Raw genomic sequence first — 23,765 nt, 5'->3', positions numbered from 1 at the left:
CTTAGTTGATCTGGCCGTGACAATGTTTGAACTTCTTGCCCGAACCGCAGTAGCACAGTTCGTTGCGACCCAGCTTCTGCTCATTGCGAACCGGCGCAGCGGCAAGGGCGACATCGAGATCAACGCCCTCATCCAATGCTTCCGGATGCTCCAGCCCAGGGGCTTGGGCGTGTTCGAACTGCATGCGTTGAGCCAGGGATTCGGCTTCCTGACGCAAACGAGCTTCTTCTTCGATTGGATCTTCGCGGCGAACCTGTACGTGGGACAACACACGAATGGAGTCGCGCTTGATCGAATCCAGCAGCTCGGAGAACAAGGTGAAGGACTCGCGCTTGTACTCCTGCTTCGGGTTCTTCTGTGCATAGCCGCGCAAGTGGATGCCGTGGCGCAGGTGATCCATGGTCGACAGGTGGTCTTTCCACAGGTCATCCAGCACGCGCAGAACGATTTGTTTCTCGAAGGTGCGCAGTGCTTCGGCACTCGCTTGCTCTTCTTTCTCGTTGTAAGCGGCCAGCAGTTCGGCCATCAGCTTCTCGCGCAGAGTCTCCTCGTAGAGGTGATCGTCTTCGTCGAGCCACTGCTGGATTGGCAGTTTCACACCGAAGTCACTCGACAGAGCGGCTTCAAGGCCGGCTACATCCCACTGCTCAGGCAGCGACTGCGGAGGAATGTGTGCGCTGACGGTAGCGTTGAGCACGTCCTGACGGAAGTCGGCGATGGTTTCACCGATGTTATCGGCGGCCAACAAACTGTTACGCATGTGATAGATCACTTTACGTTGTTCGTTGTTGACGTCATCGAACTCGAGCAGTTGTTTACGAATGTCGAAGTTGCGACCTTCTACCTTGCGCTGAGCCTTTTCGATAGCGTTGGTCACCATGCGGTGCTCGATTGCTTCGCCGGGCTGCATGCCCAGGGCTTTCATGAAGTTCTTCACCCGATCAGAGGCGAAGATGCGCATCAGGCTGTCTTCAAGCGACAGGTAGAAACGGCTGGAGCCAGCGTCACCCTGACGACCGGCACGACCACGCAACTGGTTGTCGATACGGCGCGATTCGTGACGCTCGGAAGCGATGACCTGCAAGCCGCCCGATTCGAGCACTTGCTGGTGACGTTTCTGCCAGTCAGCCTTGATCTGGGCGATCTGCTCAGGGGTCGGATCCTCAAGGGATGCTACTTCCACTTCCCAGTTACCGCCCAACAGGATGTCGGTACCACGACCGGCCATGTTGGTGGCGATGGTCAGTGCGCCCGGACGACCGGCCTGGGCGATGATTTCTGCTTCTTTTTCGTGGAACTTGGCGTTCAGAACCTTGTGTTCGATGCCTTCCTTCTGGAGCAGACTGGACATGTGCTCGGAAGTTTCAATGGTCGCAGTACCCACCAGCACCGGACGGCCCTGGGTCATGCATTCCTTGATGTCGGCAATGATAGCGGCGTATTTCTCGTCCGCAGTGAGGAACACCAGGTCGTTGTAGTCTTTACGCGCCAGCGGTTTGTTCGGTGGAATGACCATTACCGCCAGACCGTAGATCTGGTGGAATTCGAACGCTTCGGTGTCGGCCGTACCGGTCATGCCGGACAGTTTGTTGTACAGACGGAAGTAGTTCTGGAAGGTGGTCGAAGCCAGGGTCTGGCTTTCGGCCTGGATGTTCAGGCCTTCTTTGGCTTCGATGGCCTGGTGCAGACCTTCCGAGAGACGACGTCCCGGCATGGTACGACCGGTGTGTTCGTCGACCAGCACAACCTGACCGTCCTGAACGATGTATTCGATGTTGCGGTGGAACAGCTTGTGCGCACGCAGACCGGCATAAACGTGGGTCAGCAGGCCCAGGTTATGTGCCGAATACAGGCTCTCGCCCTCGGCCAGCAAACCAATGCGGGTCAGCATCTCTTCGATGAACTGGTGACCGGCTTCGTTCAGCTCGACCTGGCGGGTCTTCTCGTCGATGGTGTAGTGGCCAGCCTTGGTGACTTCGCCTTCCACTTCTTCGACATGCAGCTCCAGGAGCGGGATCAGCTTGTTGATCTCGATATAGAGCCTGGAGCTGTCTTCGGCCTGACCGGAAATGATCAGCGGGGTACGGGCTTCGTCGATCAGGATCGAGTCGACTTCGTCGATTACCGCAAAATTGAGCTCACGCTGGAATTTTTCTTCCATGCTGAAAGCCATGTTGTCGCGCAGGTAGTCGAAACCGAATTCGTTGTTAGTGCCGTAGGTGATGTCGGCAGCATAGGCAGCACGCTTCTCTTCCGGCGGCTGGAACGGCGTCACCACACCGACCGTCATGCCGAGGAATTCATAGAGCGGACGCATCCAGTTGGCGTCACGACGAGCCAGGTAGTCGTTCACGGTTACAACGTGCACGCCCTTGCCGGACAGCGCGTTCAGGTAAACGCCGAGTGTCGCCACCAGGGTCTTGCCTTCACCTGTACGCATTTCTGCGATCTGGCCTTCATGCAAGGTCATGCCGCCGATCAACTGCACATCGAAGTGGCGCATGCCCATGACACGCTTACCGGCTTCACGGGCAACCGCAAAGGCTTCAGGGAGGAGCTTGTCGAGGGTCTCGCCTTTGGCTATGCGGGCCTTGAACTCTTCGGTCTTGGCGCGCAATTGCTCGTCCGAAAGGGCCACCATTTGCTCTTCGAAGGCATTGACGATCTGTACCGTCTTGAGCATGCGTTTGACTTCGCGCTCGTTCTTGCTTCCAAAAAGTTTCTTTAACAAAGGCGCAAACATATCGACAGGTTCTTCCACACATAGGGATGGAGGGCGGCCCCGTGAGTCGCCCGTGCAGCCCTTATGGCCGCATGCGAACGAGTATTCTACCCGGAAACGATTGTGAGGAAAGTGGCGTTATTCCACGATGCTGGCACAGCGCTGTGACGGGGCTCACTTTAAATAGGGGCTTTTTGCTGAACTTCAACCCAATCGCGGTAGAAGTTACTCGTTGATTTAATGGGTAAACCAGCTGTAAAGCAATGGGGGACAAGCGCGTCCGGCACTTTCTGCTACCATGGCGGTTCTGTTACTTCAGGTGTCTGATCATGGCTTTTCGCCCTCTTACGGCCAGAGCACCCGCCGTCCTGCTTCGCGAAGCCAAGCCTTTAAAAGCGATATTCAGCCACGCTCAACGTTTAGCGCATTTACAGCGTTTGCTTGAAAGCCAGCTGCAACCCGCCGCTCGTGAACACTGCCATGTGGCTTCCTGGCGTGAAGGCAGTTTGTTGCTGATCGTCACCGACGGTCACTGGGCGACCCGGCTGCGCTATCAGCAAAAACGCCTGCAGCGTCAGTTACAGGTGTTCGACGAATTCTCCAGCCTGACGCGCATTCTGTTCAAGGTTCAACCCCCCACTGTGCAACAAGGCGCAGCCGGCCACACCATGGACTTGTCGACAAACGCCGCCGAGACCATTCAGGCCACCGCCGACGGTATCAGCGACCCCAACCTGCGCGCCGCTCTGGAGCGTCTGGCCAGCCACGCCAAACCACGGACCAATTGCCGGTCCAACTGATTGGCTGCCTGACGCATGGCCGACTTCAACATTTGTCCGCCCGCCGTCCCCAGAAACTCACCGGCCTTGTCAGTGAAGCCCGGTTCTTCAGCCGCCTTGCCCGACGCGGCACCGGGCTCTGGCACCAGCCCTTTGCGGCTCATCAGCACTTGATAGCGCCGATTCACGATCGATCGGTTTGTCATAACGTCCGACCAACGGTGAGCCGGCGATCAGGGCGGCACGCTCGGCGTCACTCAAAGGCCCGATTCGCGATTGCGGCGCAGCCACCAGAACACGCTGGACCATCGCAGTCACCCAAACCAAACCGCACAAATCGCCTTTGATGTCGGCGGCAAACACTGCAACGCCGGCATCGCTGAAGGCTTGCGCCAGACGTTGCAGGGTCACGGTTTTCCCGTACCGGTAGCTCCGGCCACCAGCCCGTGACGGTTGGCCAGACGCATGGCCTGAGCAATTGGTTGTCCCTCAAGATCGGCACCGATAACGAGTTGCAGTGAGCCAGGCATTTTGTCACCCATGGTTAATCTTTAGCCCTGCACGGTCGATATAGAAAAGCGAGAGACAAGAGAAGACTGAAAATAAGGTCCGATAATTCCCTAAGGAGAGATGGAAATATCAGCTTACTTTCAACATTGCCCATTTTGCGCGCTTTCATAGCCGCTCGCCCTGGACATTAAGACCTTAGCGGACACCACAGTCATGAACAAAAATCTGCGCTTCAGCCATAAAATACTGCTTGCCGCCGCCCTGATCGTTATTGCCGCCTTCGCCTCCTTCACGCTGTACAACGACTATTTGCAGCGTAGTGCGATTCGCCAGGACCTGGAAAATTACCTGCAGGAAATGGGCACCGTCACAGCGAAGAATATCCAGACCTGGCTCGCCGGCCGCAGTTTGTTGATCGAAAACCTTTCACAGTCCGTTGCGCTCAACCCGGACATGGGTAACGTCGCCAATCTGCTTGAACAGAAGGCAGTAACCTCCAGTTTCATGGGCGCCTATCTAGGGAACAAGGACGGCACCTTTCTCATTCGCCCGGACAGCAAAATGCCGGACGGCTACGACCCGCGCGCCCGTCCCTGGTACAAGAGCGCAGAGAGCAGCAGTGGCTCGGCGTTGACCGAACCTTACATCGATCTGGCTTCCGGCCAGTTAGTGATTTCCATCGTCAACAGCGTGCTCAAGGGCGGCCAGAACGTCGGCGTGGTTGGCGGCGATCTGAGCTTGCAGGTGATTGCCGATAGCATCAACGCACTGGATTTCGGCGGTATGGGGTATGCATTTCTGGTAAGTGCCGACGGCAAAATTCTCGTGCACCCGGATAAGGCCTTGGTGATGAAGACGCTCAAGGACGTCTACCCGCAAGACACTCCGCGCCTGAGCAAAGACCTGAGCGAAATTGAGGTCAATGGTAAAACCCGCATCGTCACTTTTACCCAGATCAAGGGACTGTCCTCGGTCAACTGGTACATCGGTCTGTCCGTCGACAAGGACAAAGCCTTCGCGAAGCTCAGCAATTTCCGCACCTCGGCAATCGTTGCCACTATTATTGCCGTGGCCATCATCATCGCCCTGCTCGGCATGCTGATTCGCATCCTGATCCAGCCACTGCACACAATGACCCGCGCGATGCAGGACATTGCCGAAGGTGAAGGCGACCTGACCAAGCGCCTGACCATCCAGACGCAGGACGAGTTCGGCATCCTCGGCACCGCATTCAACCGCTTCGTCGAGCGGATTCACACCTCGATTCGAGAAGTCGCCTCCGCCACCGGCCAGGTCAACGAAGTGGCCTTGCGGGTGGTCAGCGCTTCCAACTCATCGATGTTCAACTCCGACCAGCAGGCTTCGCGTACCAGCAGCGTTGCCGCGGCGATCAACCAGCTCGGCGCTGCCGCCCAGGAAATCGCCCAGAACGCCGCCCTCGCCTCGCAGCATTCCAGCGATGCACGCAGCCTGGCCGAGGATGGTCAGCAAGTGGTCGACAGAAGCATCAAGGCGATGAATCAGTTGTCCAACATGCTGAGCGCTTCGAGCACCAACATCGAGTCCCTCAATAGCAAGACGGTGAACATCGGGCAGATTCTCGAAGTGATCACCAGCATTTCCCAACAAACCAACCTGCTGGCGCTCAACGCAGCCATCGAAGCGGCTCGGGCCGGTGAAGCCGGGCGTGGTTTCGCAGTGGTCGCCGATGAGGTGCGCAACCTGGCTCATCGCACCCAGGAGTCTGCGCAACAGGTACAGACCATGATCGAAGAACTGCAGGTCGGGGCCCGTGAGTCGGTAAGCACCATGGGCGAAAGCCAGCGCCACAGCCAAGACAGCGTGGAAATCGCCAACCTCGCCGGCGAGCGCCTGAACAGCGTGACCCAGCGCATCGGCGAGATCGACGGCATGAACCAGTCGGTAGCCACCGCCACCGAGGAACAGACCGCCGTGGTCGAATCGATCAACGTCGATATCACCGAGATCAATACCCTCAACCAGGAAGGCGTGGAAAACCTGCAATCGACCTTGCGCGCGTGCTCCGACCTGGAGCAGCAAGCGGCGCGCTTGAAGCAGTTGGTGGGCAGCTTCCGGATCTAGCGGTCTCCTGGGCCTCATCGCGGGCAAGCCTCGCTCCTACAGAGGTATGCTCTCACCTGTAGCAGCGAGGCTTGCCCGCGATGAACGATAACGCGGTGTACCAGCAATTCCGTGTCGCTGGTTTCGCGGGCAGCCTCGCTCCTACAGGTGGGCTGTGTATTGCGCACATCCCGCACCGAACATCTATCCTTCATAAAGGTCAACCCTAAAGGGAACACCGGATAGGAGGGATGCTCATCGTGCATATCGCTGACATAACCATGTTCTACGCCCCTGCCAGCGGTGGCGTGCGCACTTATCTGGATGCCAAACACCGTCGCCTGGGACGTCAGCCAGGTATCCGTCACAGCTTGCTGATCCCCGGGGCGTATCTGAGTGAGCAGGACGGTATTTACACAGTCCCGGCTCCCGCCGTGCCCTTCGGTAAAGGCTACCGTTTCCCTTGGCGTCTGACGCCCTGGCGCAATGCTCTGCGCGACCTGCAACCGGACTTGATTGAAGTCGGCGATCCTTACCTCACCGCTTGGGCCGCCCTGGACGCTCGCCGTCAACTGGACGTGCCGGTGATCGGCTTTTATCACTCGGACCTGCCACTGCTGGCGAGCAACCGCATGGGCAACTGGTGCACACCGAATGTCGAAGCGTATATCCGTAAGCTGTATGGCAATTTCGATCGGGTATTGGCACCCAGCCAGGTCATGGCTGACAAGCTGATCGGTCTTGGGGTGAAAAACGTTTTTGTGCAGCATTTGGGTGTGGACCTGCAAACCTTCCACCCGAGCGCTCGAGACCCGTCTTTACGCGCCGAACTGGGCATTGCCGAAAGCACCCGCCTGCTGATCTTCGCCGGGCGTGGCTCCAAGGAAAAGAATCTGCCGGTTCTGCTCAGTTGCATGAAACACCTTGGCAACCACTATCACCTGCTGCTGGTCGGCTCCTCCATGCCGGCCGCGGTGCCGAATAACGTCACGGTAGTCGGTGAGTTCTACCCCGCACAACAGCTTGCCAGGCTGTTGGCCAGTTCTGATGCGCTGCTCCACGCCGGCGACCAGGAAACCTTCGGTCTGGTGATCCTCGAAGCCATGGCCAGTGGAATACCGGTTGTCGCCGTGGCTGCCGGTGCGCTCAAAGAGATCGTCACACCCGTCTGCGGTCTGCTCTGCACACCGGACGACCCGCTGGCGATGGCCAATGCCGTGCGTGAACTGTTCACTTTCGGCAGCGCCACAATCGGCCGGCAGGCCCGACGCCATGTCGAACAGCATTATGCCTGGGACGCAGTGGTGAGCAGTCTGTTGGGGCACTATCGCGCCGTGCTCGGCAACCAGCAGCCGCTGCGGGCCCATGGTTGAGCCCATGAGCTCCCCCAGTGTGTTACTGGTCCTGCATGACGTTGCGCCACAAACCTGGGCGGACTATCAGCCGTTTGTCGAAGCGGTGGATGCACTGGGTAATGTGCCCATGACCTGGTTGGTGGTGCCCGACTTCCACAAGCACAATGCGCTGGACGCCCATCCGGGATTTCGTTCCCTGCTGACCCGCCGCATAGCCCTGGGCGATGAGCTGGCGCTGCACGGCTATTTTCATTGCGACGACAGCCCCATTCCAGTGAATCCACGGGATTGGTTCATGCGGCGGATTTATACCCATGAGGGCGAATTCTACGCACTGTCGCAAAACGCTGCCCTCGACCGCTTGCACGCCGGGATCGAACTGTTCCAGCGCTATCACTGGCCACTGGAAGGTTTTGTCGCGCCGGCCTGGCTGATGAGCCAGGGTACGCGCCAGGCGCTACGCCAACTGCCGCTGCACTACACCAGCGATCCACAGCATCTTTATCGTTTGCCGGACTTCACTCCGGTCGATGCACCGGGGCTGGTCTGGAGTTCGCGCAGTGCCTGGCGCCGTGGTCTGTCGAAGATACTCAACGATCAACGCGAACAGCGTTGGCGGCAAGCAACGGTTATTCGCCTCGGCTTGCACCCGGTGGACATGCGCCACGGGTACTCGCGAAACTATTGGCTACAAACCCTCAAGCGCTTGCTGGCTGACGGTCGCGTGCCGATGACCAAGGCCAACTGGCTGTCAGCTCAAACCACGACTGCCAGGTATGCCGCATGAGGAGGGCAATCTGGCTGGCCGTCGCCTTATTGCTGGCCATGCTGGTCCCCTTCTTGCTGGGCGGTAGCGATATGTGGCTGCGAGTGCAGCGTTTCCCGCTCGCGCTGTTACTGACGATGCCGGGCATGATTGTGCTGTGCTGGGTACTGAATTCGGTGCGCCTGCGCTTGTTGCTGGGTGAGCAGCGCGGCCAGATCGGACGCCTGAAAAGTCTCGGGGTGGTGATGTCCACCGAGTTCGCCATGTGCGCGACGCCCGGAGGCAGTGGCGGCCCATTGACGTTGATGGCTCTGCTGGCGCGCAACGGCGTGCGCCCAGCCCATGGCAGTGCCGTGTTTGCCATGGATCAACTGAGTGATTTGCTGTTCTTTCTGTGCGCATTGAGCGCCATTCTGATTTACGCGCTGTTCCAGCATTTGAGTCAAAACCTCGAATGGATGCTGACCCTGAGCGCCATCTCGATGTTTGGCGGGCTGTGCAGCGGCGTGATCCTGGCGCGCTACCACCGCTTGCTGATTCGCCTCAGCGGTCGGCTGCTCAAACGCATGAACGTCAAAGCCCTTACCCGACGTCGATGGGCACGCAAGCTGCTCCACTTTCTGGTGGCCTTCACCGCCACCCTCAAATTGCCGTGGCAAACACTGGCCCGCGTGTTTGCCCTGACCTGCCTGCATTGGGCCTTACGCTACAGCGTGCTGTATCTGGCCTTGCGTGGTCTGGGCGTGGACGTGCAGTGGGCCTGGAGCTTTCTGGTCCAGATGCTTTCACTCAGCGCCGGGCAATTGAGCCTGCTTCCCGGCGGTGCAGGTGCGGCCGAGATCACTTCGGCAGCGCTGTTGGCGCCGATGGTGGGCAAGTCAACTGCGGCAGCAGCGATTCTGATCTGGCGGGCCGTGACCTACTACTTCTATCTATTGGCAGGCGGGCCGGTATTCCTGCTGATGGTCGGGCGACCGTTATTGCACAAGCTGATGAAACTCAAACAGGCTTAGAGGCGGGTTCCCTCGCCGGTTCATCCTGTAATTGCTCCCACAACTCGGCGGCGCCAGGAAAGTCAGTGCCGTCCTGCGAACTCAGATCATCCGGGTCATAGCGGCTCAAGCAACCCTCACCTACCGTCGCCGGAGCTTTGGACGTCGCTTTATCCAGTGGATCAGCCATGTTCATGTCCTCCAGGCACAACCGGGTGCATTCGGATCATTCCCACGTCCAACCGTCTGCGTGGGAATGCATCCTGTGACGCTCTGCGTCAACTCTCGATAGCGGACGCGGAGCGTCCATGGCGGCATTCCCACGCAGAGCGTGGGAACGATCATCAGAACACCACGGTTTTGTTGCCGTGTACCAGTACCCGATCTTCCAGGTGATAGCGCAGGCCGCGGGCCAGCACCATCTTCTCGACGTCACGGCCGAAACGCACCATGTCTTCGATGCTGTCGCTATGGCTGACACGTACCACGTCCTGCTCGATGATCGGGCCGGCATCCAGCTCTTCGGTCACATAGTGGCAGGTTGCGCCAATCAGCTTCACGCCGCGCATGGAAGCTTGGTGATACGGCTTGGCGCCGACAAAGGACGGCAGGAAACTGTGGTGAATATTGATGACCTTGTGGGCATATTCACGGCACAACTCGGGCGGCAGGATCTGCATGTAACGGGCAAGTACCACGACTTCAGCGTCGTGCTGTTTGACCAGGCGCGAGACCTCGGCAAACGCCGGCTCTTTGTCCTGCGGATTCACCGGCACGTGGTAATAAGGAATGCCGTGCCACTCGACCATGCTGCGCAGGTCGTTGTGGTTGGAAATAACGCAGGAAATTTCGCAGTCCAGCTCGTCGCTGTGCCAACGGTGCAGAAGGTCCGCCAGACAATGGGACTCACGGCTGGCCATCAACACCACACGCTTCTTCTGTTCGGTATCCGTGATGCGCCAGACCATCGAGAACTCTTCGGCAATCGGCGCAAACGCCTCGCGAAAAGCCTCAAGCCCGAAGGGCAGCGAATCGGCACGAATCTCGTGACGCATAAAGAACCAACCACTGAGATTATCCGAGTGATGGCTCGCTTCGGTGATCCAGCCGTTGTGGGATGCCAGAAAGTTACTGACTTTAGCAACGATGCCGACGCGGTCCGGGCAAGCAATCACCAGCCGAAAAGTGCGCATGAGGGGGAAACTCCAGAACTTCGCAAAGGCGGTCATTCTAGCCATTGCGCGGTAAAACTGCAGTATTCCTGACGTTTTGATCGATCGGCTCGTCAGACGCGGACTGCCGTTGCGCCCCCCCCTTTGCTGCGTTCAAAACCCGCGAGGTCTTTTCCTAAAATTGCGCAAGGCTTCTATTGTGAGCATCTGTGACAACGCAATCACCGCATTAAACTGATTCCGGGAGTTTTTCGCTAACCACTCTAATTAAATTAAGTAAAACCCCGCATAAATGTTTACTTGCCGAAACTGCCTGCCTATCATTAAGACACTGTAACCTTGTCATCCAGTGCCCAACATAGGTAGTCCTCATGTCCTTGATCAACGAATACCGCGCCACCGAAGAAGCTATCAAAGAGCTGCAAGCCCGTTTGAAGAATCTGTCCCAAGACGACAAACTGCAAACCGAGCTGGAATTCGAAGGCAAACTGCGCACCCTGATGGGCGAATATTCAAAATCCCTGCGCGACATCATTGCGCTGCTGGATCCAGAATCCAAAACCAGCAAAGCTCCACGTGGTGCTGTGAAAACTACCGGCACCAAACGTGCTCGCAAGGTTAAACAATACAAAAACCCGCACAATGGCGAAGTCATTGAAACCAAAGGTGGCAACCACAAGACTCTGAAAGAGTGGAAAGCCAAGTGGGGCGGTGATGTGGTTGAAGGCTGGGCTACCCTGCTGGGCTAAGTGAAACACCCGTCGCGGACCACTTTGCGACCTGAAAAAAACGCCAGCTAGCTGGCGTTTTTTTATACCTGCGGTTCAGGCAAGTGAACTCACTGATTTCAAAGACTCAACCGCTTGCGTAACGATTGAGCATAATCGTGCCACTCATTGAGCACTTGGCGCTGAACCGATGTAGCACTTGCCGATAACTCGACGGTGGCCTCATTAAAAGCGTTCAGCGTATTGGGCGCCCCCCATTCAGACGCTGACAAACGTTGCTGACAGAATAATCGCCAGCGCTCTTGTTCCTGACCACTCAAGGTGCCTGGAAAGTTACGGGCGCGGTAGCGAAATAGTAATTCCGGCAAGCGCTCATCATCGAACGGCCATTGCTCTTGCGCTAATTGAGCAGGGTCGGCAGTCCTGACTTGCTCACATAAACGGCGATCCCTGTCACCAATAAAGCCATCGTATAACTGTTGCTCAGGGTCCAGGCTAGGGACAAAGTCCTCGCTGGAATAAATAGCCTGGACTTTATCTCGCCAAACTTCTTGTGCGTCAGTTAGCCGCAGCGCTCTGGCCTGATACTCAGCCACATCCAATTGCAGGCGCTGCCGATCTTCGGCCCGCAGTACCGATAACGGTGCCACCACCGGGCAACGGTTGATATGAATCAGTTTGAGCGGTACGGGCAACTCGCCTTCCGCCAGATCGTCGTGGCGTGTATACAGCCGCTGACGCAAGGATTCGACGTCCGGATCCATCAACCCCTGTGGATCGAGGTGCAGATCGCAAACGATCAAGGCATTACGATTACGCGGATGCCAGGCCAGCGGCAGAACCACGCCAATGTAATGCCGGGCAGCGGAAAACCGCCCCGAGATATGCACCATCGGCTGCAACAGCTTTATCTGGTCCATGACCCGTTGCTTGCTGCGCAACTGGAACAACCAGTCATACAACTTCGGCTGCTTGTCGCGAATCAACCGCGCCAGGGCAATCGTCGCCCGTACATCGGACAATGCATCGTGAGCCTGACCATGGTCGATGCCGTTGGCAGCCGTCAGACGCTCAAGTTTCAGCGTGACACGGCCTTCCTCCTCAGGCCAGACAATGCCTTGCGGGCGCAGCGCATAGGCGGCGCGAACCACATCGATCAGATCCCAGCGACTGTTACCGCCCTGCCACTCGCGGGCATATGGGTCGAAAAAATTCCGGTACAGGCTGTAGCGAGTCACTTCATCGTCGAAACGCAGCGTGTTGTAGCCAGCACCACAGGTACCGGGGGCCGCCAATTGCGCATGGACCCGGGTCATGAAGTCGGCTTCGCTCAGGCCCTGCTCAGCCAGTCGGCTCGGGGTAATGCCGGTAATCATGCTGGCCGCCGGATGCGGCAGGATATCGTCGCTTGGCTGGCAGTAGAGATTGACCGGTTCACCTATCTCATTGAGCTCGGCATCGGTACGGATCCCTGCCACTTGCAACGGGCGGTCGCAGCGCGGGTTGATGCCGGTGGTTTCATAGTCGTACCAGAAGATGGAGGTCACGGGCTATTCCTGATCTAAAGACCGGCAAAGTCTAGGCGTTCACAGGCTGGCCCGACCAGCGATGTCTGCATTCAATCGTTAGCAGCTACATTGTCTGTCATACAGGGTTATGTCGTTTGCCCCTCGCAAACGCGACTACACAACCTTGCGCCACTGCCTACACATCCGCCAGAATCGCCCCGCTTGTGCGCCTTGCCCCACGCCACTAAGGTTCTCCTGTCGCTGCCCATCAGCGATCGGGTTTAGTAGCCCGTGGTTAATTAGGCAAGTTGCATTAGCTTCACTCAGTCAGGCTTCCCTATCGCCTGCACTTGATGGTGGCTGTGCGCAGGGCGCCCTCGGGCGCGCCGGCTTTGCTTGGTTCCCCGGTCTACTAACCTGCGTACAGCCGCCACCCCTTCGTTTAGTAGCGAGGCGGTGGCAGCCCCACTCAAGGAACCAACCGATGTTCAAAGTAACCCCCAATCCACCCGAAACCCCAAACGTTTCGCCCTACGAAGCCCTCGATTCGAAAAATCTCCACCAAGCCGCGCACCGGGCCCTCGATCACTATCTGACCCCGCCGCTATCAGGCAAACCGCGTTCCAGCGACGAGCGTCCGCCCCAGTTCTTCACTGTCGCCCCGGACATCAACCCCGAAGCCTTGATGGCCCACACCTACGAAACCTTCTGCTCGGCCAGCACCCTGAGCCTGGATTTGTCCGATGACCTGGAAGGCAAACACCGCAACCTCGCGCTGGCGATTTATAGCCTGATGGAGTTGGGGTTGTTGTTGGTCGAAAAAGCACTGGATCGCGAGCATTCGGTGAAGGCGTAGGCAAGTAGAGCGAGCGCCCCCGCGTTAATCGCAGGCGCGCCGGAATTGAAGGGGCTTGATCGCGTAGCAGCTGCCGCCAGGCTGCGTTCGGCTGTGTAGCGGCCGTGATCCAGGCGATTCAATCCATGCTCAGGATTGCGTTACGGCAATTGCGTCTGCTGCGCAGCCAAACGCAGCCTTCGGCAGCTGCTACGGGATCAGCGCTACGTCCTTTATCGAGCCCTTACGCCGAAGCCGACAACGAATGGAAGCTGAAATACTGCGTCAAGGCGCTGACCAGTTGTCTGTATTCAGCCGGGGCCTGGAGTACGACAAACCCGGCATCGTAGTGATGCGGGGTTGCGTCTTCATGGCACCACAGGCAACAGGCTGTGACATCGATCACCTGCAGGCAGCCGTCGCTGGCCGGGATCTTCAGACGCAGTTCGAAGTCGGCGCCGATCATCATCGGTAACTGGCTGATGAGCATCAGCCCGTCCTCGGAAACGTTGCCCAGATAACCAATCAGTTTGTCAGTGACGCTATTGAACACCCTTAAAAAATACGGCAGTTGATGCCGCTCGATCCGGCGGTCGGTGAACATGCTGAGTATCGCTATAGAAAGGTCATTAAGCATGACCGCACTACTGCTTCGGATTGCTAACCCTGTCTATCCGATAGGGTAGCTGAACGCTCGCCGCCGGCCAGGTGTTCAGATGACAAACATCTTGACTACGTGGCCGGACTCACCAGCGCGGCGCTATGGCTTGGGTAATGACCCAGCTGCTGCAAGGTTTCAAGCCGTGCACGGGCGCGGAATGCGTACTCACTGTACGGGTACTGAGTAATGATGAACTGGTAGGTCTGCGCGGCATCGACAAACAGTTTCTGACGCTCAAGGCATTGCCCGCGCAACATCGACACTTCGGGCTGCACATAGCGCCGTGAGCGGCTCTCGCGGTCGACCTTGGACAGCTCGAGCATTACGCTCTCGCAATTACCGCGATCATAATCGCGATAGGCATTGTCCAGGTGGTGGTCCATCGACCAACGGGTGCAGCCGACAACACTGAGGGCCAGAGCGGCAATGAGTACGAATCGCATGGGGGTTCTCCTGTCTTGAGCAGTGTATCGACCCACACCCGAAAATCTTCAGGAATGTTCGTTCAACAAACAAACGAATAAGTAGTGCAAACGAACAATGACTACAACTTCGGAGCATAGTAGCCTCTCGTTGCGCTTGAACTCAGGAGTCTCTGCATGTCCGTACGTCGTACTAAAATCGTCGCTACCCTTGGCCCTGCCAGCAACTCGCCGGAAGTTCTCGAACAGCTGATTCTGGCTGGCCTGGACGTCGCCCGGCTGAACTTCTCCCACGGAACCCCCGACGAGCATAAAGCTCGCGCCAAGCTGGTGCGCTCCATCGCCGCCAAGCACGGCCGTTTCGTCGCGCTACTGGGTGACCTGCAAGGTCCGAAAATCCGTATCGCCAAATTCGCCAACAAGCGCATCGAGCTGAAAGTCGGTGACACGTTCACCTTCTCCACCAGCCATCCGCTGACCGAAGGCACTCAGGAAGTCGTCGGTATCGACTACCCGGACCTGGTCAAGGATTGCGGCGTCGGCGACGAACTGCTGCTCGACGATGGCCGTGTGGTCATGCGTGTCGACACCGCGACCGTTGATGCGCTGCATTGCACCGTGTTGATCGGCGGCCCACTGTCGGACCACAAAGGCATCAACCGTCGTGGCGGTGGCCTGACGGCTCCAGCCCTGACCGAGAAAGACAAGGCCGACATCAAGCTCGCCGCGGAAATGGAAGTCGATTACCTGGCGGTATCCTTCCCACGCGACGCAGCCGACATGAAATACGCTCGCCAACTGCGCGACGAAGCCGGCGGTACTGCCTGGCTGGTGGCGAAGATCGAGCGTGCTGAAGCCGTGGCCGACGACGAAACCCTCGACGGCCTGATCAGCGCCAGCGATGCGGTGATGGTTGCCCGTGGCGACCTCGGCGTGGAAATCGGTGACGCAGAGCTGGTGGGCATTCAGAAGAAGATCATCCTGCACGCACGCCGCCACAACAAAGCGGTAATCGTTGCGACCCAGATGATGGAGTCGATGATCCAGAACCCGATGCCGACCCGCGCAGAAGTGTCCGACGTAGCCAACGCCGTGCTCGACTACACCGACGCAGTGATGCTCTCGGCCGAAAGTGCCGCCGGCGCTTACCCGCTCGAAGCGGTCCAGGCCATGGCACGGATTTGCATCGGCGCTGAAAAGCACCCGACCAGCAAAACCTCCAGCCACCGCATCGGCAAAGTGTTCGAAAGCTGCGATCAGAGTATCGCCCTGGCAGCCATGTACACGGCCAACCACTTCCCGGGCGTGAAAGCGATCATCGCTTTGACCGAGAGTGGCTACACGCCGCTGATCATGTCGCGGATCCGCTCGTCCATCCCGATCTACGCGTTCTCCCCACACCGCGAAACCCAGGCCCGTGCGGCCATGTTCCGTGGCGTCTACACCGTACCGTTCGACCCGGCATCGCTGCCGCCTGAGCAAGTCAGCCAGGCCGCGATCGACGAGTTGCTCAAACTCGGAGTGGTCGAGAAAGGCGACTGGGTGATCCTGACCAAAGGCGACAGCTACCACACCACCGGTGGCACCAACGGCATGAAGATCCTGCACGTCGGCGACCCGATGGTCTGAGACTCAGACCGCTGAAAACAAAAAGCCCCGCAGTGCAGACTCCGGGGCTTTTTTGGTTTTGGGTGTCTGATCGAAATGACAATCAGCGCTCAACCACGGGGCACGAACACATCGGCCAGTAGTTGATTGCGCGGTAGCCCCGCCAGGTACAGGCGCCGGGAAAAGGCGTCGACGCTGTCAGGGCTCCCGCAGACCAAGGCCACGGTTTGCCGGGAAACCAGCCGCAGTTGCGCCAGAGCCGCAGGCAGCTCAGCCGCTGTCAGCAACTCGATCGTAAGGTTAGGATGGTTTGCAGCCAGTGCGGCCAATGGCTTGGCCAAATAATGCTCGCTGGCGTCATGGGCCAGGTGAATAAGGCGGATGGCACCCTGATGATCCTGACGCAAGGCCTCACGCAGCACACCGAACAACGGCCCAAGACCGGTGCCTGCCGCCAGCAGCCAAAGGGGCCGGCTTTGCCAGTCCGGGTCGTACTGCAAGGCACCACCGCGCAACTCGCCGAGGCGCAACGGCTCACCGATCCTGAGTTGGCGGGCCGCGTCACTGAACTCACCGCTGTGCCGGCAATCCAGGTGGAACTCGAGGAAACGATCTTCCTGCGGAAGGCTGGCCAGCGAATACGGCCGCGCCACATTGCCGGCAGTCCACAACACCATATGCTGCCCGGCCCGGTAGCGCAAAGGTCGCTCGGGTTTCAAACGCAGGCGCAGTACCGTCATGGACAACCAATCGATACCCACCACCTCAGCCGGCAAGCCATCACGCGCCGGGTCGAAGGTTTCGATCTGCAAATCCTCGACGACCTGACACTGGCAGGCCAGTCGCCAGCCACGCTGACGCTGGTCATCGGCCAATGCATCGGGTCGGTTGTCGCTGGGCTGGCCTTGAACGCAATGCACCAGGCATGCGTGGCAGCTACCGGCGCGACAGCTGTATGGGACACGGACACCGGCCTGGTTCAGAGCGTCAAGCAGGTTGCTCCCCGCCTCCACCGACCACTGTCGCTCACCTACCCGTAACTCAGGCATCGATGTTTTCCCAGGCAGCAGCGCAGCGATTGCGGCCGTCGCGCTTGGCGCGATAAAGCGCCTGATCCGCACTCTGCAGGGCATCATCCAGATCATCGCCCAGTTCAAGCAGGGTCATCCCCGCCGACAGGCTCAGGCCGTGCACACTCAGACCAACCAACTCGACATCGGTGAAGGCGATACGCAGACGCTCACAGCAAGAGGTCAGGCGTTCGGCATCACAATCGGGCAACAACACGACAAACTCCTCACCACCATAACGGGCCAGTACATCTCCATCGCGCAGGCAGGCCGTGGCGACGGCGGCAAATGCCTGCAACACCTGATCACCCGCTGCATGCCCGTGAACATCATTGATTCGTTTGAAATGATCCAGGTCGATCAATGCCAGGCCATGGATCACGTCGACTTCCATGTTATGCAACTCGCGGGTAGCCAGGCGCAGAAAATGCCGGCGGTTGAACAGGCCGGTGAGTTCGTCGGTGGCCACCAGATCTTCGAGCTGACGCATCATCCCGCGCAGGGTGTCCTGGTGGGCCTGCAACGCGAAGCGACGTTGGCGCATGCGCTGGCGGGATGCCTGGACGTAGCTGGCATAAAGCGTGAGCCACACCAGAACGATAAACAATATGCAGACTTGCAGTGCCGCCAGCGGGGGATCGGCCAATTCGAAGTGGTAGCCTTCCCAGAGATTGATCCCGGCAAAACTGAAAAAAACCAGCGCCGCACAGCGCACGAACACCCGGCGTGGCAAATGAAACAGACCGAACAACAGGATCAGCACGTAGAACACCAGGAACGCGCCGCGAGCCATGTCGAGCTGGGTAATGAACCAGGTTTGCCAGACCAGGCCCAGCACTATTTGCACCTCAGTCAGGCTGGGGTCGGCAAAGCACAGGTTTCGTTCGCTGAGAAATACCCCGAGCAAGGCAGCTTGACTGAGTACCAACAGCGCCGTGGCAATCACTGCGCCGCTCACCGGGGCGCGGTAGTGACCACTGAGAATGGCCAGCCAAAGCAGCAGCAATGCCAGCCCATAGGTACCCGCCGCCAGGGTAAAGCGCTTGAGCAACAGACTCTGTATGGCTTTATGGGTCAATCTTTGACTCACCGTGCGAAAGGAGGCTGAACCGGGTTTCCTACCCTACAGGCCACGTGCCACTTTAGTGTCGTGGTTGAAAAATGACTATTCAAATTTTGGATGGCCGGTCGAACACAGGTATTTCTTCATCACAGGTATCCCTTCATCACAGGTATCCCTCTATTACAGGGATATCCTTAGCATAGGCATTCCTTGCCACAGCTTCTCTTATGCGACTTTCGTTTATCTACCGGCGGGTGTGCCCGAGCGTTTGGCGCGGTATACTGCCGCGCCTTTTTAGCGTCGCGCCAGCATGCCCGGCGTGCCTTAAAAGGTGTTTTCAGTGACCAGATCCAACCAGACTGAAGACACCTTATTAAATGTTCCCGTCTTATAGAGGAGCGCGACTCATGACCGTGATCAAGCAAGACGACCTGATTCAGAGCGTTGCTGACGCCCTGCAGTTCATTTCCTACTACCATCCCGTGGATTTCATCCAGGCCATGCACGAGGCCTACCTGCGTGAAGAGTCGCCGGCAGCCCGCGACTCCATGGCGCAAATCCTGATCAACTCGCGCATGTGTGCCACTGGCCACCGCCCGATCTGCCAGGACACCGGCATCGTTACCGTGTTCGTACGCGTTGGCATGGATGTGCGCTGGGATGGCGCGACCATGGGCCTGGACGACATGATCAACGAAGGCGTGCGTCGCGCCTACAACCTGCCGGAAAACGTCCTGCGTGCCTCGATCCTCGCCGACCCGGCGGGCGCTCGTAAAAACACCAAGGACAACACCCCGGCGGTCATCCACTACTCCATCGTCCCCGGTAACACCGTGGAAGTGGACGTGGCGGCCAAGGGCGGCGGCTCCGAGAACAAATCGAAGATGGCCATGCTCAACCCGTCCGACTCGATCGTTGACTGGGTCCTGAAGACCGTCCCGACCATGGGTGCTGGCTGGTGCCCACCGGGCATGCTCGGCATCGGCATTGGCGGTACCGCCGAAAAAGCTGCGGTGATGGCCAAGGAAGTGTTGATGGAATCCATCGACATTCACGAGCTGAAAAAGCGCGGCCCGTCCAACCGTATCGAAGAGATGCGTCTGGAGCTGTTCGAGAAGGTCAACCAGCTGGGCATCGGTGCCCAGGGCCTCGGTGGCCTGACCACCGTGCTCGACGTGAAGATCATGGATTACCCGACCCACGCCGCGTCCCTGCCGGTGTGCATGATCCCCAACTGCGCCGCCACCCGTCACGCACACTTCGTACTCGATGGTTCCGGCCCGGCTTCGCTGGAAGCGCCACCGCTGGACGCCTACCCGGAAATCGTCTGGGAAGCTGGTCCGTCGGCTCGTCGAGTCAACCTCGACACCTTGACCCCGGAAGACGTGCAGAGCTGGAAGCCGGGCGAAACTGTCCTGCTCAACGGCAAAATGCTCACCGGTCGCGACGCTGCGCACAAGCGCATGGTCGAGATGCTGAACAAGGGTGAAACCTTGCCGGTAGACCTCAAAGGTCGTTTTATCTACTACGTCGGCCCGGTCGATCCGGTGCGCGAAGAAGTGGTTGGCCCGGCGGGCCCGACCACAGCGACGCGGATGGACAAATTCACCCGGCAGATCCTCGAGCAGACCGGCCTGCTGGGCATGATCGGCAAATCCGAGCGCGGCCCGACTGCGATCGAAGCGATCAAGGACCACAAAGCCGTGTACTTGATGGCCGTTGGCGGCGCTGCGTATCTGGTGGCCCAGGCGATCAAGAAATCCCGCGTGGTGGCCTTCGCCGAACTGGGCATGGAAGCGATCTACGAGTTCGACGTCAAAGACATGCCGGTGACCGTTGCGGTCGACAGCAAGGGCGAGTCGGTGCACATCACTGGTCCTGCCATCTGGCAGAAGAAGATCAGTGAAAGCCTGGCGGTAGAAGTGCAATAAGTACTTAAACCTCCAGATCTAAAAAACGGCCGGGCTGTTGTCATCGACAGCCCGGCCGTTTTTCATTGCCGACGCGACTTACGTAGCAGCTGACGAGCTCCGCGAGGCTGCGTTCGGCTGCGCAGCAGTCGTAGTCCGGCAGACGCGGTTTATCTGACGCACCGCAGCGACTTGTTTACGACCGCTTCGTCCGAACGCAGCCTCGCAAAACTCGTCAGCTGCTACGGGTTTCGAAACGAGGCCTTCATCTGCGCTCATGTTATGGTGCCCCCCTCCTATCACACCTGTTCATCCAGTATGTTCGTGACTTCCCGCTCCATGCGCCTGGCGCTGTACACGCTGCTGATCATCGCCGGTGCAGCCCTTGCCGCCGGTTTGGCCATGCGTCACGCCGAACGCCAGGCGCTGGTGGACGACGCCGTGCGCGCCAACGAGCAACTGGCGCTGTATGCCAACTCCCTGCACACCCTGATCGAACGTTATCGCACCCTGCCCTCCGTGCTGGCGCTGGATCCGGAACTGAGTTCAGCGTTAAACGGCTCGGTCAACCCAAGCCAGCAAGACACGCTGAACCGCAAACTGGAACGCATCAACGGCGCCGCACAGTCTTCCACGCTGGAACTGCTCGACCGCACTGGTCGGGCCGTGGCCGCCAGTAACTGGCGGCTACCGAGCAGCTATGTTGGCCATAACTATGGTTTCCGTCCGTACTTCAGCCAAACCCGCAGCCAGGGCGCCGGTCGCTTTTATGCAGTGGGCGTGACCAGCGGCATCCCCGGTTATTTTCTGTCCAGCGCAGTGACCGGCGACAGCGGCGAGTTTCTCGGCGCAATGGTGGTGAAACTTGAGTTCCCCGAACTTGAGCGCGAATGGCGTCAGGGCAGCGACATCCTGCTGGTCAGCGACGCCCGCGGCATCGTCTTCATCGCCAACCAACCCGGCTGGCGTTATCGCCAGTTGCAGCCGCTGTCGGACAACGACCGCAGCGAGCTCAAAGCCACCCGCCAATACGACAAGCAACCACTGACCCCACTCGAACACCGCGCCCTGCGGCACTTCGACGAAAACAGTTACCTGGCCCGTGTCGAGGGTCCGGACGGTACGGCCGATTACCTGTGGGAATCGCTGCCGCTGACCGCTGAAGGCTGGACGCTGCACCTGCTGCGTCGCCCGCAGGCCGCCATCGAAGACAGCCGTAACGCCGGGCTGGCAGCGGCCGGTCTGTGGCTGACACTGGTGTTTTTGCTGCTGTTCCTCAACCAGCGCTGGCGCCTGGCCCGCCTGCGTCAGCGCAGCCGTGAAGAACTCGAGAAACTGGTGGAAGAACGCACCCGCGATTTGCGCACCGCTCAGGACGGCCTGGTGCAATCAGCCAAACTCGCCGCCCTCGGGCAGATGTCCGCCGCGCTGGCCCATGAAATCAACCAGCCGCTGACCGCTCAACGCATGCAGCTGGCGACGTTGCGCCTGCTGCTGGATCACGGCCGGATAGACGACGCCTATAAAGCCATCACCCCGCTGGATGACATGCTGACGCGCATGGCCGCCCTTACCGGCCATCTCAAGACCTTCGCCCGCAAGAGCCCCAGCGGTTTGCGCGAGCGGCTGGACCTGGCGGCGGTGGTCGATCAATCCTTGCACCTGCTCGACGCTCGTATGCGCGACGAAAACGTCAGCAGCGTGTTACACCTGACCCGCCCGGCTTGGGTACGTGGCGATGCGATTCGTCTGGAGCAGGTGCTGATCAACCTGCTGCGCAATGCGCTGGATGCCATGAGGGACAAGCCGCTCAAGCGCCTGGAAATCCGCATCGAGTCCGATCCACCTCTGTGGCGGTTGACGGTTGCCGACAGCGGCGGCGGTATAACTGAAGAGAATCTGGCGAATGTCTTCGACCCGTTCTTCACCACCAAACCGGTGGGTGACGGCCTCGGTCTCGGGCTGGCAGTATCTTACGCCATCGTCCACGAACACGGCGGTCGCCTCGCTGCCGGCAATCACCCAGGCGGCGCGATCTTCACCCTGACCCTGCCTATCGCTCTGGAGGCGCAAAACCCATGTTGAACTCGGTGATTGTGGTCGACGATGAAGCCAGCATCCGTAGCGCCGTGGAGCAATGGCTAAGCCTCTCGGGTTTTGTGGTGCAACTGTTCAGTCGCGCCGAAGAGTGCCTGGCGCAACTGCCGAGGAATTTCCCCGGGGTGATTCTCAGCGACGTGCGCATGCCCGGCATGGGTGGCCTGGAGTTGCTCGGTAAGGTCCAGGCGCTGGACCCCGATCTGCCGCTGATCCTGCTCACCGGCCATGGCGACGTGCCGATGGCGGTGGAAGCCATGCGCGACGGCGCCTACGATTTTCTGGAAAAACCCTTCAGCCCCGAGACCTTGCTCGGCAGCCTGCGCCGGGCGCTGGATAAACGTCGGTTGGTACTGGAAAACCGCGCCTTGCACGAGCAGGCCGACAACCGCGCCAAACTCGACGCCAGCCTGCTCGGTGTTTCCCGTGGTCTGCAGACCTTGCGTCGACAAGTGCTGGACCTCGCGGCGTTGCCGGTCAACGTGCTGATTCGTGGCGAAACCGGCAGCGGCAAGGAGCTGGTCGCCCGTTGCCTGCACGATTTTGGCCCCAGGGCTGACAGGCCTTTTGTGGCGCTGAACTGTGCGGCGATCCCCGAGCAGTTGTTCGAAGCCGAGCTGTTCGGCCACGAAAGCGGCGCCTTCACCGGCGCTCAAGGCAAGCGCATCGGCAAGCTCGAATACGCCGACGGCGGTACGCTGTTTCTCGATGAGATCGAAAGCATGCCGCTGGCCCAGCAGGTCAAACTGCTGCGGGTGCTGCAGGAGCAGAAACTGGAACGGCTGGGCTCCAACCAGAGCATCCGGGTTGATCTGCGAATCATTGCTGCGACCAAACCCGACTTGCTGGATGAAGCCCGCGCCGGGCGTTTTCGTGAAGACCTGGCCTATCGTCTGAACGTCGCTGAATTGCGCCTGCCGCCCTTGCGCGAACGGCGCGAAGACATCCCGTTGTTGTTCGAGCATTTCGCCTACAGTGCAGCGCAACGCTTGGGGCGCAGTTTCCCGCCACTGAGCGGTCCGCAACTGAGCCGTCTGCTCAGCCACGACTGGCCGGGCAACGTCCGTGAACTGGCTAACGTCGCCGAACGTCAGGTGCTTGGGCTCAGTGAACCGGAGCCTGAAGGCATCGAACCGGGCCAGTCCCTCGCTGCCCAGCAGGAAGCCTTCGAAGCACACTGCCTCAGGGCTGCCATGACACGGCACAAAGGTGATATCAAAGCGCTGCTTGCCGAATTGCAGCTGCCACGCCGGACTTTCAATGAAAAAATGCAGCGCCATGGGTTGGCGCGAGAGATGTTTTTGAAGGATGAGTGATTTTCCCGGGCCGATCGTTCCCACGCTCTGCGTGGGAATGCAGCCCGTGACGCTCTGCGTCACTGCCGAAGAGGACGCAGAGCGTCCAGTGAGGCATCTCCACGCAGAGCGTGGGAACGATCAATCGGCTATTTTCCGCTCACTGCACCCCGCCTCATAAGCGGATTTT

General features: G+C 59.0%; 19 protein-coding genes and 3 pseudogenes. 12 read left to right on the top strand and 10 right to left on the bottom strand.

Going from position 1 to position 23,765, the window contains the following annotated elements:
* Nucleotide 1 precedes the first annotated feature (1 nt).
* Nucleotides 2-2,743, bottom strand: a complete 2,742-nt coding sequence (secA, locus tag AC07UI_RS08615; RefSeq protein ID WP_494992075.1) for a preprotein translocase subunit SecA — start codon at nucleotides 2,741-2,743, stop codon at nucleotides 2-4.
* 308 nt (nucleotides 2,744-3,051) lie between these two features.
* Here secA and AC07UI_RS08610 point away from each other — a divergent pair, with 308 nt between their 5' ends.
* Nucleotides 3,052-3,522, top strand: coding sequence for a DUF721 domain-containing protein (locus AC07UI_RS08610; protein ID WP_494992074.1), 471 nt, complete (start codon nucleotides 3,052-3,054; stop codon nucleotides 3,520-3,522).
* Here the strand turns inward: AC07UI_RS08610 and AC07UI_RS08605 are convergent.
* Together AC07UI_RS08605 and AC07UI_RS08600 are read right to left on the bottom strand one after the other, a co-directional pair.
* A pseudogene (locus tag AC07UI_RS08605) lies at nucleotides 3,423-3,810 on the bottom strand (helicase HerA-like domain-containing protein); the annotation flags it as partial. The gene AC07UI_RS08610 and the pseudogene AC07UI_RS08605 overlap by 100 nt on opposite strands.
* 15 nt (nucleotides 3,811-3,825) lie before the next feature.
* Nucleotides 3,826-4,031, bottom strand: a pseudogene (locus AC07UI_RS08600) (helicase HerA-like domain-containing protein); the annotation flags it as partial.
* 193 nt (nucleotides 4,032-4,224) lie between these two features.
* Here AC07UI_RS08600 and AC07UI_RS08595 point away from each other — a divergent pair.
* From AC07UI_RS08595 to gpgF, 5 genes and pseudogenes are all read left to right on the top strand, one after another.
* Nucleotides 4,225-5,256 (top strand): annotated as a pseudogene (locus tag AC07UI_RS08595) (cache domain-containing protein); the annotation flags it as partial.
* Between the two features lie 93 nt (nucleotides 5,257-5,349).
* Nucleotides 5,350-6,114 (top strand): methyl-accepting chemotaxis protein, encoded by a 765-nt coding sequence (locus tag AC07UI_RS08590; protein ID WP_494992150.1) that lies wholly within the window; start codon nucleotides 5,350-5,352, stop codon nucleotides 6,112-6,114.
* Nucleotides 6,115-6,344: 230 nt separating this feature from the next.
* Nucleotides 6,345-7,466, top strand: a complete 1,122-nt coding sequence (gene gpgS, locus AC07UI_RS08585) for an N-acetylglucosaminyl phosphatidylglycerol synthase (protein WP_494992073.1) — start codon at nucleotides 6,345-6,347, stop codon at nucleotides 7,464-7,466.
* Nucleotides 7,459-8,235, top strand: a complete 777-nt coding sequence (gene gpgD, locus AC07UI_RS08580) for an N-acetylglucosaminyl phosphatidylglycerol deacetylase (RefSeq protein ID WP_494992072.1) — start codon at nucleotides 7,459-7,461, stop codon at nucleotides 8,233-8,235. The genes gpgS and gpgD overlap by 8 nt, the downstream gene beginning before the upstream one ends.
* Nucleotides 8,232-9,227: a glucosaminyl phosphatidylglycerol flippase gene (gene gpgF / locus AC07UI_RS08575; RefSeq protein ID WP_494992071.1), complete on the top strand. Its 996-nt coding sequence runs from the start codon at nucleotides 8,232-8,234 to the stop codon at nucleotides 9,225-9,227. The genes gpgD and gpgF overlap by 4 nt, the downstream gene beginning before the upstream one ends.
* On the opposite strand, the gene AC07UI_RS08570 is transcribed toward gpgF, so the two are convergent.
* Both AC07UI_RS08570 and purU read right to left on the bottom strand, forming a co-directional pair.
* A complete protein-coding gene (locus AC07UI_RS08570; protein WP_494992070.1) occupies nucleotides 9,214-9,396 on the bottom strand; it encodes a hypothetical protein in 183 nt (60 codons plus the stop codon). The genes gpgF and AC07UI_RS08570 overlap by 14 nt on opposite strands.
* A 154-nt stretch (nucleotides 9,397-9,550) precedes the next feature.
* Nucleotides 9,551-10,399 (bottom strand): formyltetrahydrofolate deformylase, encoded by an 849-nt coding sequence (gene purU, locus AC07UI_RS08565; protein ID WP_494992069.1) that lies wholly within the window; start codon nucleotides 10,397-10,399, stop codon nucleotides 9,551-9,553.
* Nucleotides 10,400-10,749: 350 nt separating this feature from the next.
* Between purU and mvaT the strand changes: the two genes are divergently transcribed.
* Nucleotides 10,750-11,127: a histone-like nucleoid-structuring protein MvaT gene (mvaT, locus tag AC07UI_RS08560; RefSeq protein WP_494992068.1), complete on the top strand. Its 378-nt coding sequence runs from the start codon at nucleotides 10,750-10,752 to the stop codon at nucleotides 11,125-11,127.
* Between the two features lie 98 nt (nucleotides 11,128-11,225).
* Here mvaT and sbcB read toward each other — a convergent pair whose 3' ends face one another.
* Nucleotides 11,226-12,653, bottom strand: coding sequence for an exodeoxyribonuclease I (gene sbcB / locus AC07UI_RS08555; protein WP_494992067.1), 1,428 nt, complete (start codon nucleotides 12,651-12,653; stop codon nucleotides 11,226-11,228).
* Between the two features lie 445 nt (nucleotides 12,654-13,098).
* On the opposite strand from sbcB, the gene AC07UI_RS08550 reads away from it, so the two are divergent.
* Nucleotides 13,099-13,470, top strand: a complete 372-nt coding sequence (locus AC07UI_RS08550) for a DUF6124 family protein (protein WP_494992066.1) — start codon at nucleotides 13,099-13,101, stop codon at nucleotides 13,468-13,470.
* 223 nt (nucleotides 13,471-13,693) lie between these two features.
* Here the strand turns inward: AC07UI_RS08550 and AC07UI_RS08545 are convergent, their stop codons facing one another.
* Both AC07UI_RS08545 and AC07UI_RS08540 read right to left on the bottom strand, forming a co-directional pair.
* Nucleotides 13,694-14,053: a PilZ domain-containing protein gene (locus AC07UI_RS08545; protein ID WP_494992149.1), complete on the bottom strand. Its 360-nt coding sequence runs from the start codon at nucleotides 14,051-14,053 to the stop codon at nucleotides 13,694-13,696.
* 128 nt (nucleotides 14,054-14,181) lie between these two features.
* Entirely contained in the window at nucleotides 14,182-14,553 is a 372-nt protein-coding gene (locus AC07UI_RS08540; RefSeq protein WP_494992065.1) for a tetratricopeptide repeat protein, read from the bottom strand.
* Between the two features lie 156 nt (nucleotides 14,554-14,709).
* On the opposite strand from AC07UI_RS08540, the gene pyk reads away from it, so the two are divergent.
* Entirely contained in the window at nucleotides 14,710-16,161 is a 1,452-nt protein-coding gene (gene pyk, locus AC07UI_RS08535; protein ID WP_494992064.1) for a pyruvate kinase, read from the top strand.
* Between the two features lie 89 nt (nucleotides 16,162-16,250).
* Here the strand turns inward: pyk and AC07UI_RS08530 are convergent, their stop codons facing one another.
* Nucleotides 16,251-17,189: an iron-sulfur-binding ferredoxin reductase gene (locus tag AC07UI_RS08530; RefSeq protein ID WP_494992063.1), complete on the bottom strand. Its 939-nt coding sequence runs from the start codon at nucleotides 17,187-17,189 to the stop codon at nucleotides 16,251-16,253.
* Nucleotides 17,182-18,288 carry a GGDEF domain-containing protein gene (locus AC07UI_RS08525; protein WP_494992062.1) on the bottom strand — a complete coding sequence of 369 codons (1,107 nt, stop codon included), beginning with the start codon at nucleotides 18,286-18,288 and terminating at the stop codon, nucleotides 17,182-17,184. The genes AC07UI_RS08530 and AC07UI_RS08525 overlap by 8 nt, the downstream gene beginning before the upstream one ends.
* A 392-nt stretch (nucleotides 18,289-18,680) precedes the next feature.
* On the opposite strand from AC07UI_RS08525, the gene AC07UI_RS08520 reads away from it, so the two are divergent.
* The 3 genes from AC07UI_RS08520 (at nucleotide 18,681) to AC07UI_RS08510 (ending at nucleotide 23,596) form a co-directional block, all read left to right on the top strand.
* Nucleotides 18,681-20,204 (top strand): fumarate hydratase, encoded by a 1,524-nt coding sequence (locus AC07UI_RS08520; RefSeq protein ID WP_057960547.1) that lies wholly within the window; start codon nucleotides 18,681-18,683, stop codon nucleotides 20,202-20,204.
* A gap of 297 nt (nucleotides 20,205-20,501) precedes the next feature.
* Nucleotides 20,502-22,268 carry a sensor histidine kinase gene (locus tag AC07UI_RS08515; RefSeq protein ID WP_494992061.1) on the top strand — a complete coding sequence of 589 codons (1,767 nt, stop codon included), beginning with the start codon at nucleotides 20,502-20,504 and terminating at the stop codon, nucleotides 22,266-22,268.
* Nucleotides 22,262-23,596, top strand: coding sequence for a sigma-54-dependent transcriptional regulator (locus AC07UI_RS08510; protein ID WP_494992060.1), 1,335 nt, complete (start codon nucleotides 22,262-22,264; stop codon nucleotides 23,594-23,596). Before AC07UI_RS08515 ends, AC07UI_RS08510 begins: the two co-directional genes overlap by 7 nt.
* The last annotated feature ends 169 nt before the right edge of the window (nucleotides 23,597-23,765 follow it).

This window comes from Pseudomonas sp. GW821-FHT04C07 (assembly GCF_059420325.1).
This window is presented reverse-complemented; position numbering and strand designations above follow the sequence as displayed.